At 63.5% G+C, this 13,207-nt stretch carries 9 protein-coding genes and 1 pseudogene; 5 read left to right on the plus strand and 5 right to left on the minus strand.

Annotation, left to right across the window (positions count from 1 at the left end; translation table 11 throughout):
* Positions 1–57 precede the first annotated feature (57 nt).
* From BFE01S_RS10710 to BFE01S_RS45770, 3 genes and pseudogenes are all read left to right on the plus strand, one after another.
* Positions 58–2,421 carry a glycosyl hydrolase family 28 protein gene (locus BFE01S_RS10710; RefSeq protein ID WP_028225482.1) on the plus strand — a complete coding sequence of 788 codons (2,364 nt, stop codon included), beginning with the start codon at positions 58–60 and terminating at the stop codon, positions 2,419–2,421.
* 162 nt (positions 2,422–2,583) lie between these two features.
* Positions 2,584–3,687, plus strand: a pseudogene (locus tag BFE01S_RS46535) (hypothetical protein); the annotation flags it as partial.
* Between the two features lie 117 nt (positions 3,688–3,804).
* Complete coding sequence (locus BFE01S_RS45770) at positions 3,805–4,479, plus strand: hypothetical protein (RefSeq protein ID WP_245621080.1); 675 nt, start codon at positions 3,805–3,807, stop codon at positions 4,477–4,479.
* 124 nt (positions 4,480–4,603) lie between these two features.
* Here BFE01S_RS45770 and BFE01S_RS10730 read toward each other — a convergent pair whose 3' ends face one another.
* A complete protein-coding gene (locus BFE01S_RS10730) occupies positions 4,604–5,122 on the minus strand; it encodes a hypothetical protein (RefSeq protein WP_028225486.1) in 519 nt (172 codons plus the stop codon).
* A 794-nt stretch (positions 5,123–5,916) separates the two neighbouring features.
* Between BFE01S_RS10730 and fliD the strand changes: the two genes are divergently transcribed.
* Positions 5,917–7,485: a flagellar filament capping protein FliD gene (fliD, locus tag BFE01S_RS10740; RefSeq protein ID WP_042337483.1), complete on the plus strand. Its 1,569-nt coding sequence runs from the start codon at positions 5,917–5,919 to the stop codon at positions 7,483–7,485.
* A 431-nt stretch (positions 7,486–7,916) separates the two neighbouring features.
* Positions 7,917–8,486, plus strand: a complete 570-nt coding sequence (locus BFE01S_RS10750) for a thioredoxin family protein (RefSeq protein ID WP_028225489.1) — start codon at positions 7,917–7,919, stop codon at positions 8,484–8,486.
* A gap of 49 nt (positions 8,487–8,535) precedes the next feature.
* Here the strand turns inward: BFE01S_RS10750 and BFE01S_RS38240 are convergent, their stop codons facing one another.
* The 4 genes from BFE01S_RS38240 to BFE01S_RS10770 form a co-directional block, all read right to left on the minus strand.
* Positions 8,536–9,897: an ATP-binding protein gene (locus tag BFE01S_RS38240; RefSeq protein ID WP_042337484.1), complete on the minus strand. Its 1,362-nt coding sequence runs from the start codon at positions 9,895–9,897 to the stop codon at positions 8,536–8,538.
* A complete protein-coding gene (locus BFE01S_RS10760; protein WP_028225490.1) occupies positions 9,894–10,637 on the minus strand; it encodes a response regulator in 744 nt (247 codons plus the stop codon). The genes BFE01S_RS38240 and BFE01S_RS10760 overlap by 4 nt, the downstream gene beginning before the upstream one ends.
* Positions 10,638–10,761: 124 nt before the next feature.
* Complete coding sequence (locus BFE01S_RS10765; RefSeq protein WP_028225491.1) at positions 10,762–11,133, minus strand: GFA family protein; 372 nt, start codon at positions 11,131–11,133, stop codon at positions 10,762–10,764.
* A 426-nt stretch (positions 11,134–11,559) separates the two neighbouring features.
* Positions 11,560–13,071 carry a CoA-acylating methylmalonate-semialdehyde dehydrogenase gene (locus tag BFE01S_RS10770; protein WP_028225492.1) on the minus strand — a complete coding sequence of 504 codons (1,512 nt, stop codon included), beginning with the start codon at positions 13,069–13,071 and terminating at the stop codon, positions 11,560–11,562.
* Between the last annotated feature and the right edge of the window lie 136 nt (positions 13,072–13,207).

Genomic DNA, 13,207 nt, shown 5'->3' on the forward strand with positions numbered 1-13,207 from the left:
TTTCAATTGGAGATGGGGATGATAGGGGTCCGTCATAAACTTTGTGCAGCCGGCCTCATGGCCCTGCTGCTTGCCGCGTGCAGCGGCGGAGGGTCGAATTCAGCGGGCGGCTCGACTGCCACGGCTGGTGGGTCGACTGCCGGCTATCAGGTCGGTCTGAATCCGGCCGATCCGAATCTGCCCGCGGCACCGGTTGCGCCGAGCGGGGCAACTGCGGTGAGCGCGTACGGTGCGGCGACCTATGGCATGGCTACGGCGTATAGCGGTCCCGCAGGCACGACGACAACGCAGAATCCGCCGGTGACGACATGCAAGATTCCCGCGAACTACTTCTCGTCCGGTTCCCCGGCGATTCCGACGCTGACCGCTAACGGGACCGAGAACGTCGATCAGGCGCTGGCGGCGAACTGGACGGGCCCGTCACCGATCGTCCCGGGCATGTCGTCGAAGGTCAATATGAACGGGAACGGCCTCAACGTACCGGACGGTTATCCGACGGCACCCGACACGAACCGCATTCAGGCCGCGCTGTTCGCCTGCGCAAACGCGAACAGCGCCTACGACTCGAACAACGATATCGCGAGCAACGGCGTGGTCGAACTCACGGCGGGCACGGGTGGGCAAACGGCATTCGTGTCCGGTCCGCTGTCGATGCCGGGCGGCGTGACGCTGTTGATCGACAAGGGCATAACGCTTTTTGCTTCGCGTGACCCGGTGCTATATGAATCGGCCACGACGGGCGCGCCGACCGGCACCTACTATGGCACACCGACCACGGCATCCACCGGTGCAATGCTGAGCACGGCCCCGAATCCGTCGACTGTGGCCACGGGTACTTACTACTGCGGCCAGATCTCGCCGAACGACGACGGCTGTAATCCGCTGATCAGCAACCTCGTTTATACCGGAACGTCACTGAAGCCCTCGACGATCCAGACCAGCAACAACGCGGTGATGGGACCGGGCACGATCGACGGCCAGGGCGGGCAGCCGCTCTATTCGCTGATGGCCGGCAAGGCCATGGCGGTCGGTTCGGGCAGTTCCGCGACCACGTGGACGCCCCCGTCGCTGATCATGCGTCCGACGGGTAACGTGGCGATGAGTTGGTGGGATCTCGGCTGGGAGGGCAACGAAGCGCTCTCGGGCGAAGACCAGAACAATCCGCGTCTGATCTACCCGCAGTACGGCTACAACTTCACGCTGTTCAACCTCACGCTGCAGAACGCACCGAAGATTCACGTCTCGCCGGCGGCCATTCCCGGTTTCACGGCCTGGAGCCTGCGTATCTTCACGCCGACCAAGGCGTACCAGAGCATGACGAACTACTGGGGCGCGAATTATGACTACGGCTCGGTGAAGAACACGGACGGCTTCGACCCGGAACTCAAGGGTTCGAAGAGCAGCCTGACGACGCCCGTAGCACCCGCGTTCGTTCCCGCTGCGGGCGCACCCTACCCGTCGTCGCCCTACATCGGTGACATGAGCAACATCGTGCTTGCGTACTCGTACATCAGTGACAGCGACGACAACATCGCGGTGAAGGGCGAGAGCGGCAATCCCACCTCGATCGCCAATGATGGTGCGCTGTACAACATGACCGTGGCGCACGATCACTTCTTCTACGGTCACGGCATGTCGATCGGCAGCCAGACCTCGGGCGGCACGGCAGTCGGCAAAAATAGCGCAGGAGTGCTTGCCAACACGACGCCGCTCTACTACACCGCGACCAACACGTCGGGCAATGCACTGCTGTATCCGGCCGTGTCCAACATCAACGTCTATGACCTGGTGCTGGACTACACGGACAACGGCGTGCGTATCAAGACAAACTGGAGCGAAGGCGGTCTCGTGTCGAACATCAACTACACGAACATCTGCCTGCAGGCCAACCCGTCGCCGAGCCCGGAAGATACGGCACCGCAGTCGCCGATCTATATCTACCCGTACTATTCGGCCACTAGCGACACCGGCCTGTATCCGAGCTACCAGAACATCACGGTCAACGGCATGCACGACGTCGGTTATCCAGGCGGCGGCACGGGTCCGGGCAATGGGCCCCTGACCTTCTACTTCGAAGGCTTCAATTCGGGCAGCTCACAGATGTCGGGTTCGGGCTGGGGCTCGCCGCTCGCTGCAAACGTGGTGAACCCGCTCGGTCTGACGCTGAACAACGTGGTCTCGGATACGCCGGGGACGGTAAGCGCGAGCGTCGCGAACATCGCACTGGGCTCAAATGTGAGCCTGAATAGCACTGCGCCGCTAGCGTCGTCGACGGCCAACAGCGTGACGGTCACGCAGAACGCGCCGGCCGTGGGGACTGCAACCGTCGATTGCAGCCAGGCGTTTGCGAATATTCCGGGCAACACGGACGCCAACGGCACCGCGATCAACTCGCCGTTCCCGGGTCAGCAGTTCCCCTGACGAGCAAGGCACTCGCTGCACCGGCGGCAAGCACCACTGCGGATGCAGTGGTGCTTGCCGACCCGAGACGGAACACCACATGCCGAACCTGGACCATTGAAAAATTCCACCATGAAATCGATAAAAAACCCGCGTGGGTTTGCTCGCCTTCTCGCGAGCAGCATGCTGTCGGTTGGCCTGGCTGCTTGCGGCGGCAGTAGCACGACTCCGTCGGGCGCCCCCCAAGCCGCAGCGCTCAATGTCAACGAAACCGTCTCCACCTCCGCCGTGACGGTCGGCAGTCCTGTGACCTGGACGGTGGCGATGAGCAACAGCGGCAATGCCGCGACGACCAGCGCGGCAACGCTGCTCATCAACGTGCCGACGGCCCTGTCCGGTTTGTCGGTCGTGCCGGCTGGCGCGAGTTGCAACGCCGCCGGCGGTACGATGACCTGTACGATCCCGGCCGGCTTCGCGGCAGGCGCGTCAGCGAGCGTAACGTTCTCGGGCACGACGACCGCCACCGGGACGCTGACCAGTTCGGTGCAGCCCTCGGGTGATGCTGCGGCGGCCTGCGACTCGACGGCCGACTGCAGTACGACGACCACTGTCAACGCGCTGCCGAACGTGACCATCAACTCTGCCGTCAATTCAACTAACGTACTCGTCGGCACGCCCGTCAACTGGACAATCACTGCGACGAACTCCGGCGGCCCGACGACCTCGCCGATCACGGTGACCGACACCTGGCCCGCGAGTGGTATCGGCATCGTCACGGTCACGCCGGCTGGTGCGAGTTGCGCCCCCATCGTCAATGGCAACACGCTGAATTGCACCATTTCACCCGGTCTGACTTCGACGAACGGCCCGGCGACGATTGCAATCGCGACGACGGCAAGTAGCGCCGGAAGCCTGGTCAACACGGTCAGCCCGGGCACCGGCGCAACCTGCTCGTCTGGAGCAGCATGCACGACAACCACCTCGGCCTCCGTCCCGGTGGCGCCCAATGTCACGGTTAGCAGTAGCGTCAACGAAACAAGCGGCCTCGTCGGCAGCGCGATCGCATGGACTCTGACGGCGACGAACTCGGGCGCCGGCGCTTCGACCGCGCCGATCACGCTGACCGACATCTTGCCCGCCGCGGACATTGGCAGCATCACGGTTACGCCGGCGGGTGCGACCTGTACCTCGATCACCGGCAACACGCTGACCTGCACGATCCCGGCCGGCCTTGCGGCCAACGGCGGTACGGCCAGCGTGGTCGTCGCGACGACGGCGACCGCTGTGGGTACGCTCGTCAATACGGTTGCGCCCGGTTCCGGCGCAAGCTGCACTAGCACCGCGAACTGCACGTCGACGACGACCATCAGTTCGGGCAGCCAGATCGCAGGGAGTTGTGGCCTGATGACCAACGCCACCACGCTAAACAACGACTTCGGCGGTTCGACGGGTGCGATGGTGGGCCTGACTGGCCTTGGCACGACTTCGTCTGCTGGTCCCGACAGCAGTAACTATCTGGTCGGCATGGGAACGTCGGGCGACCCGGTCACGATCGAAAGCTGGCCCGGTACGTATAACGGCCCCGCCAGCGGCACGATGGTCGTGGCACAAAGCGGGCAGTTCATTTGCGCAAGCCAGAACGCCACTAGCGCGTCGTTGACCGGAGCGAGCTCGACGGTCAAGTACACATCGGACCTGACGAACCCAACGTCCGGCTCGCCGACCAGCCTTGCCGGCAATATCCAGATATCCAAGGCTCAAAATAACCCTGGTTTTGTGATGTTCAATCTTCCCAGTCTGAGCAACTTCAGCTTCGAGTTCTTCCGCGCGGGATCGAACGGCTATCGGCTCGACTACTCGACCGACGGTACGACGTGGAACAACATCGTAACAACCTCGACTTCGCGCGCGGCGTGCACGAGCGATGTCTGCGATGAGACCGATCTCTTGACGACTTCACCATCAGGCGCGACGTCGTTTACGGCGACTACGCCAATTACAGTACCGGTGCTGTTGCGCCTCGAGAATATCAACACAAGCGGCACGATGGTCATCCAGAAACTCATGATCCAGCCGTAAGATGCCTTGGGGGCGATTGCCCCTTTCCCGGCCCCCTCTCGCTACCGACCCGCATGCCGGGCGATGTGGAAAGGGGGCAGTCTGATTACTGGAGTGCACCCCTCATCCAATACAAGTCTGAGTACTAGTTCGGAAGCAGTCCGGAGTCGATATGCAAGCCGACGATCTGCCACTTCCCGCGGTAACGCATCACGATTTCAACTTGCGCTGGACCGCCTGTTGCGAATTGCGCGTTGAATACGTAGCGCTGAATCATCCCGTCATGGGGTTCAGGCACCGTAACCGGAGCGGGATTCGCCATCGGGTTCTTGCCTGGGAGCGGCGGCCCATTGTCGCTGACCGGTGCGCTCAGCGTCTTGAGCTTGCCGAGCTTCGCATTAAGGCGCGCATAGCTGTTCGGCAATTCCTGGCGCACGAACGGCGTCAGGATTTCAGGCGCCGCCCGCTTCATCATCTCGCGCGCGTCCCACGTTCCGGCGATGGCGCGCACGCTGGCGGCGGCAAAGGCCGGTGCATTTTGATCGAGCGTGGCTTCCTTGTCCGAGACAGGCGTTTGCGTCAACGCTTCGGCAGTTGCGGGAACAACGACGGCTAGCGTCAGGGCCAGCAATGCGCCCGGAGCGGAGAGAAAAAACTGCTTCATGAAGGCATGCCCTGGAGTCGGGGTATCGGTTTGAACAAGCCTTTATTTTCCAATAAGCAGCGCTGCGTGGCGAGTGTTTCCGCGTTTCGAACGACAAGGCAAACCGATGCCGGAAACGGTCAGAACACAAGGCGGAGCAAAGCCGCGCTACTGTTCTGCAAAACTCGCTGCAACTCTATCTACATAGCCAGGCGCATGTATAAGGAGCGACACTGATTTTTTCGCTATTGCCGCTGACACTTTGCGCGAAAGCCCCCCCGGAGGGCTCGTAGTTCGGCCAGACTGAACATCCTGACGTGCGTGCAGCAGACGAAGTTTTGAGTACCCACTGGCGAGCAACGCACTGGCTATGGCCGCGCAACTTCCGGATCGTCACTCCGGGACGGCGAAGCCCGCCCCTTCCTGCTCGCGAACGCATCGTCGCAACAAGCCCTTCCCGCAGATCGCCTGACCGATCCCATCAGCGCCGGTGGTAACCACGGCCGTGCCGCTCTCCACCTGATCGCTCACTGCTCCCACGTACACCCGGCGCACCGCGATGCAAACGGTCGTTTAAATCTTGTTATAATTGGTAATAAGTTCCAGAGCAAAAGTTTGACTAATGATCAAACCGGCGGTCGAACACGCGGCGTAACGGCTTGCGCCTTCAGATATCGGAAGCTAAAGCTTTCGTTTTCCTTGCCGTTAGCTGTATGTAGGATTTCGAGCGCACCCTTTTTGATAAGCGGAGCACCCGCCCGTCCCGGTGCGAACCAGATCGCGTTCAGACAGGCCAACCATTACGCGGAGTTTTCATGGCAACCATCGGTGGAACCTCTTCCGTCACCAGCGGCTTGACCGCCCAGCAGGCGGCCGATCAGGCGAAGGCGGCAGCACAGAGCGCACTTCAACAGGCGGCGCAGTCCATCATCGGCGGATCGACGGGCAATAGCTCGATGAACGTGCAGGCGCTGGTCTCCGCGCTCGTGACCGCCAAGGTTGCCGGCCAGACAGCCACGCTGACCGCGAGAACCACCGCTGCCAACGCGCAGATTTCCGCCTTCGGCCAGTTGTCCGCTTCGCTTTCGGGCTTGCAGGTCGCGCTCGCCCCGCTCTTCAACGGTTCGATGCTCACGTCGTTTACGGCCACCACGAGCGGCACCGGCATCACGGCCAGCGCCGGCAACGGCGCCGTGGCCGGCACCTACGCGCTCGACGTGACGCAGATCGCGAGCGCGCACAGCCTCACGTCGAGCGCGTTCGACGCGAAGAGCGCCGCTTCGCTGGGAACGGGGGCGCTCACGATCCAGGTGGGTTCGCAGTCCATGACGATCAACGTCAACGCATCGAACAACAGCCTGAGCGGGATCGCTTCGGCCATCAATTCGGCGAACGACAACCCCGGGCTCAAGGCATCGGTCATCAACGGCTCGAACGGCCAGCACCTCGTGCTGACCGCCACGGCCACGGGCGCGGCCAACACGATCAGCGTCACGCCGAACGACACGTCGAGCGATGCGCTCAAGAGCCTCGCCGTCAAGACGACACCGGCGAGCAACACGACGCCCGACAGCAAGTCGACGCTCACGCAGCCCGGCTCCCTGTGGAGCCAGACGTCCTATGCGCTCGACGCGCAATTCACGGTGAACGGCGCCGCGGCAACGAGTGCCAGCAACAACGTGACGGGTGTCATCAATGGCCTGACGTTGAGCCTGACCTCGGCGGCGGTGGATACGAGCGGCAAGGGCACAAGCGCGCAGACGATCACGGTTGCAGCCGACACGGCGACGCAAGTCTCGAACATCAGCAGCTTCGTCACCGCCTACAACTCGCTGGTGGGCACCGTGAGCACGCTGACCGCATTCAACAAGGGCGCGGCGGCCGGCCAGCAGGGTTCCACGTTGCTGGGCGACCCGCTTGTGAACAACCTGCGGGAGGCGCTGGGCAATATCGTCGGCGGCTCGGTGGCCAGTTCCGGTGTGCGCAGCACGCTGGGCGCGCTCGGCATTACGCTGGGAGACAACGGCAAGCTATCGCTCGATTCGGCCAAGCTCACGAGTGCGGTGCAGAACAATCCGTCGCAGGTGGGCGCGGTATTCAACCTGACGAACGGCATCGGCAAGCAGCTCAATTCGGCCATCAAGCCGTATACGCAAACGGGCGGCCTGATCGATTCCCGCACTAACGCGGCGACGGCGAACCTGAACGACGTCACGAGCCAGAGCAAGGCGTTGACCACCTACAGCAACCAGTTGACCGCGCGTTATAACGCCGAATTTACGGCCTTGAACACGCTGATGTCGACGACGAACAACAACACCCAGTACCTGACGGCATTGTTTGGCGGTGCGAATAATTCCGGCACGTTCAACAAGTCCAGGTAACCTGTTCAGCCAGGTTCGCTCAGGCTTGCGGACGCATGCCCACGCGGGCCATCAGCGTCGGATTGCCGCCCATACGCGGGACATTTCCGCCATCGGCACGAGCGGTGCGAGCGCATAGTGGTGGTAGTGCAGCGCACACTGCCCCGCGCCATTTCCATCGGCAGACTGCCGTCGTCCCGAATGTCGTTCACGCCTTTCTGGTAGAGGGTCTGCGCGGCTTCGAGCAGCGCGTCCTCGTCGATCACGGAATGCGCCGGGTCGGGCCGCTTCAGCCTCCCGCTCAAAGCCCCCATCCCCGCCTCGATTTTTGTATCCCAACGTATCGGCGAGGGACTACGATACAAGCGGACTCGCCGGCGCCCTTTCCTGACAAATGCCGAATACTTCGCGGCGTTCAAATACGGCTGACGCTCACTCACGGAGGTATCGCCATGTTGAACCGACTCAGGATTGCAACCGTCACCGCAAGCGCAGCGGCAGCCGCCTTGCTGGCCGCCCTCGCTTTCGCCGGTGTTTCATCACAGGAAACTCAGGATAGCCAGGAAAGCGCGGCGCTCTCGCTCGGCGCGCCCGCCCCGGAGTTCAGAGGCATCGATCACTGGCTCAACGGCGCGCCGCTGAGCCTTGCGCAACTGCGCGGCAAAGTCGTGCTGGTGGACTTCTGGACCTTCGACTGCATCAACTGTGCGCATACGCTGCCGCACGTGCAGGGCTGGTACGACAAATACCGCGACAAGGGCCTGGTGGTGATCGGTGTCCATACGCCCGAATACGCGTCCGAGCGCGATACGGGCAACGTGGCGCAGGCCATCAAGCGCGACGGCATTACTTACCCCGTCGCGCAGGACAACCAGTACGCCACATGGAACGCCTACGGCAACCAGTACTGGCCCGCCTTCTATCTGCTCGACCAGAAGGGCAACCTCGTCTATACGCACTTTGGCGAGGGAAGCTATGCGCAGACGGAGCAACGCATCCGTGCCCTGCTCGGACTGTCGTGATCAACGCATGGAAACCGCCGCGGGCGCATGCCCGCGGCGCGTCGAAACCTCATGGGCTTGCGTAGTGTTCCCGCGCAGCACGTTCGCGCTTCGGCTCGGCTCCCTTGAGCGTCAGCACGGCCTCCAGCCCCCCGCCGCTGCGATTGCGCAGAACGAGCGTGGCATCCATCGAAAGCGCGAGTTGCCGGCAGATCGCGAGCCCGAGGCCCGTGCCGCCGCTGCTGCGGTTGCGCGACGTTTCGAGGCGGTAGAACGGTTCGAACACGGCTTCGAGCGACGCCTCGGGAATACCGGGGCCACGGTCGCCCACGCAGATGATCGCGCCGCCATCCGCGGCCAGCGTCACGCCCAGTGTTGCGGAGCCGCCGAATTTCAGCGCATTGTCCACGAGGTTGCCGATCACGCGGCGCAGCGCCCGCGGCCGGGCGACAACGGCCACGGCCACGCGCTCCGTCCACGCGACGTCCTTGCCCGCGTCCAGGTAGTCGTACACGAGGCTGTCGAGCAACGCATCGAGATCGATCCGGCAAGCCGGTTCGTTGGCGCCGTGCAGGGTCCGCGCATACGTCACGCCTTCCTTCACGAGGTTTTCCATCTCCAGCAGGTCCTGGCGCAGTTTCGCGCTTTGCTCGTTGTCGTCCATGACGTCCACCCGCAACCGCATGCGCGTAATCGGCGTTTGCAGATCGTGTGAAATGGCCGCAAGTATCTGCACGCGCTCGGCCGTGTAGGCCGCAATGCGGTCCTGCATGGCGTTGAACGCGCGCGCCGCGAGCGTCACTTCGGAAGGGCCGGTTTCGGGCAGACGCGTGCCCTTGAGATCGGGGCCGAGCGTGTCGGCCGCACGCGCGAGCTGCGCCAGCGGCCGGGTTGCCAGACGCACCACCAGCCAGCAGCAGCCGATCATCACCGCAAGCTGCACCACCAGCACGATCGGCAGCCAGCGCGAAAGCGGGACGCTCGACATCGGATGAAAATCGATGGTGAGCGGCGTGCCGTCCGTAAGTTTAAGGTGCGCCTGGAAGTGTTCGCTGCTGTCCGGAATCGCGTTGGTCGCGACCGTGTAGGTGCGTCCGATGCCATCGGTGATCGAACGCGCGAAGCGTTGGGAAAGCGCTTCGTCCACCGGGCGGCCGGGCTCGCCGGGGCCGAGTATGAACGTGTAGCTGCGGCGTGAGAGCCGCGGCAGCCAGCGCTCGCGTTCTGCGGGAGAAAGACGGTCGAGCAGCGCCACCGAACTGGCAACCTCGCGCTCCACGTAGCCTGTCATGACGTTGACCGTCGCCTCGTCGCGCTCGGTCATCGTGATCCAGAACGACATCAGTTGCGCGAGCGCGAGGCCCACGCAAAAAATCACGGCAAGGCGCACGAACAGGCTGCGCGGCCAGTGCCAGCCCGAAGGCGCCCTCATTGCGGCACCTCGACAACGGTGACGGCCGAAGAGAACACATAGCCTTCGTTGCGCAGCGTCTTGATGTAGCGCGGCTCGCGCGCCACGTCCTGCAGGCGCTGCCGCAGCCGGCTCACGAGCAGATCGATCGAGCGGTCGAAGACATCGGCCTGGCGGCCCTGGGTGAGGTTGAGCAACTGATCGCGCGTCAGCACGCGCTGCGGATGATCGAGAAACACGCGCAGCAAGCGGTATTCGGCACCGCTCAGCGCGACCATCGTGCCTTCGGCGTCCAGCAGATGGCGCGCGGTCGTGTCGAGCCGCCAGTCGCCGAAAGCCAGCATCTGCGCCACTTCCGTGACCTGCATGCCCGGCGGCAGCATGCGCGCGCGGCGCAGCACCGAACGGATGCGCGCGAACAGCTCGCGCACGGCGAAAGGCTTGGGGATGTAGTCGTCCGCACCCATCTCGAGGCCGACGATCCGGTCGGTTTCGTCGCCGCGCGCGGTCAGCATGACGACCGGCACCGTGCGGAACTTGCCGGCGCGCAGCTCGCGGCAGAGCACGAGCCCGTCGTCGCCCGGCATCATCAGGTCGAGCACGATCAGGTCCGGCGCGCCGAATTCCAGCGCGGCCCGCATCTCGCGGCCATTGGCGGCCAGCGTGACGCGCATGCCGTTCTTCTCCAGCCAGGCGCCCACGAGTTCCCGGATACCGCGATCGTCATCGACAATCAATATGTGGTCGGTCTTCCCGGTCATGGACGTCTACCCTCCCGGCGTTTGCCCGCTAATCCGCTCGACGCGATCAACGAGCAATAAGCGGGATGCGCGATCTCCGCCATGAGGCCCCCGGCGGCAAGGGCGAGTATGGCGATCAGGCGCCTCATGCGTCCTCGACGACCGAAAGACTTTGCCCGTCCGATACCGAAAATTCGAGTGCATACGGATCGACGCCTTCGAGGCAGCCGATATTCGCACGCCAGAGCCCGGGGTCCTTGCGGGTCTGATGGAAGGGATAAATTCCGCAGTGCTTGCAGAAAAAATGCTTCGCCACGCCGGTATTGAACTGATAAAGCGTGAGCGCCTCCTTGCCCGAGACGATGGTCAGATCGTCGGCGGCAAAAGCGGCGGTCATGAGCGCCCCTTTGCGGCGGCACAGACTGCAGTTGCAGCGAGTCGCGGGCAGCAGCGGCGTGCGGATTTCGAACTTCACGGCCCCGCAATGGCAAGAGCCTTTCAATAAACCGGCGTTCATCGGATTTCCTCAATCGAAACAGGCGATAACCGGTTTATATCCCAAAGCGCTGCCCCCTATGTATCCCAATGTATCTGGGCGCAGGGCCGACAAGAAACATTGCAAATGCCGCTAGAAGCGGCGATCCGGCATGCGATTACGTAGGGGTAGTGGACACGCCGCCATCGAGCAACGAAGCCGCTCAACCAGCCCATGCTCGTGCCGGCGGGGCAAAAGGCGTCCGGAGCGTTTCTGATCGAGCAGGCACGGCTGATCGACACCGATGTGCGGGGCGTCATCGTCAAAGGCTCGGGACACGGGTTGATGCCGGAAGCGCCTGGGCAGACTATTCCGGCAATCGTCAACTTCATCGATAGCGTGGGGGGAACGTCGAGAGAAGCGAATGCCGCGCCCCGGATACGGACGGCGCGGCATCTCGCACTGCCCTTACTTCGCCACCGGCATCGTGAACTCGGCACCCTTCTCGGTGCTTTCCGGCCAGCGCTGCATGATCGACTTCTGCTTCGTATAGAAGCGCACGCCCTCTTCGCCATATGCGTGCATGTCGCCAAAGAGGCTGCGCTTCCAGCCGCCGAAGCCGTGCCAGGCCATCGGCACCGGAATCGGCACGTTGATGCCCACCATGCCCACTTCGATCTGGCGGCCGAACTCGCGGGCCACGTTGCCGTCGCGCGTGAAGCAGGCCACGCCGTTGCCGAATTCGTGGTCGTTGATCAGTTGCACGGCTTCCGAAAAATCCTTCACGCGCACGCAGGCCAGCACCGGCCCGAAGATTTCCTCGCGATAGATGCGCATGTCGGGCGTGACGTTGTCGAAGAGCGTGCCGCCGGTAAAGAAGCCTTCTTCATGCCCGGGGACCTTGAGGCCGCGTCCGTCCACCACCAGCGTCGCGCCTTCTTCCACGCCATTGGCGATGTAGCCCTCGATGCGCTCCAGCGCCTGGCGCGTGACGATCGGGCCCATTTCGGCATCCGCTTCCATGCCGTTCTTCACGATCAGGTTCTTCGCACGCTCGGCGAGGCGCGGCACGATCTTGTCCGCCACGTCGCCCACCAGCACCGCAACCGAGATCGCCATGCAGCGCTCGCCCGCCGAACCGTAACCGGCGCCGATCAGCGCATCCACGGCCTGGTCGAGGTCGGCGTCGGGCATGACGACCATATGGTTCTTGGCGCCGCCCAGCGCCTGCACGCGCTTGCCGTGCTTCGCACCCGTTTCGTAGATGTAGTTGGCGATGGGCGTGGAGCCCACGAAGCTCACGGCCTTCACGTCGCGGTGCGCGAGCAGCGCATCGACCACGGTCTTGTCGCCCTGCACGACGTTGAACACGCCGTCCGGCAGGCCGGCTTCCTTGAGCAGACGGGCCATGAACAGCGCCGCCGAAGGATCGCGCTCGCTCGGCTTGAGCACGAACGTGCAGCCCGCCGCGAGCGCCACCGGGAACATCCAGCACGGCACCATGCACGGGAAGTTGAACGGCGTGATGCCCGCGACCACGCCCAGCGGCTGGCGCACGGTCCAGTTGTCCATACCCGTGGACACCTGCTCCGTATAGTCGCCCTTGAGCAGTTGCGGGATGCCACAGGCGAATTCGATCACGTCGATGCCGCGCGCGACTTCGCCCTGGGCGTCGGCGAACACCTTGCCGTGCTCCGCGGTGATGATCGCCGCGAGTTCGTCCTTGTGGCGGTTCATCAGTTCCAGGAAGCGCAGCATGACGCGCGCCCGGCGGATGGGCGGCGTGTCGCGCCAGGCCGGGAACGCGGCTTTCGCGGCCGCCACGGCTGCATCCACGTCTGCGGCCTCGCCCAGCACGAGACGGCGCGCCACGGCGCCCGTCGCCGGGTTGTAGACCGCCTGGGTACGGTCGCCCGTGCCCCGTTCGGCGTTGCCGCCAATGAAATGAACCACGTCCGCGGAATCGGTGTAAGCCTGCATGTCATCTCCTTGCCACTTGGTTTGATGACGACAGTGTAAGGAGGCCTTTCGGGCCTGCAAAGACGCTGCGGCTGAATTGATTGTTTTCCATGGCAAACAATCAAGGTAACTCACGATGAAAGATGCGGGAGCGCGG

It is taken from the genome of Paraburkholderia ferrariae NBRC 106233 (genome assembly GCF_000685035.1).
Lineage (GTDB): Bacteria > Pseudomonadota > Gammaproteobacteria > Burkholderiales > Burkholderiaceae > Paraburkholderia > Paraburkholderia ferrariae.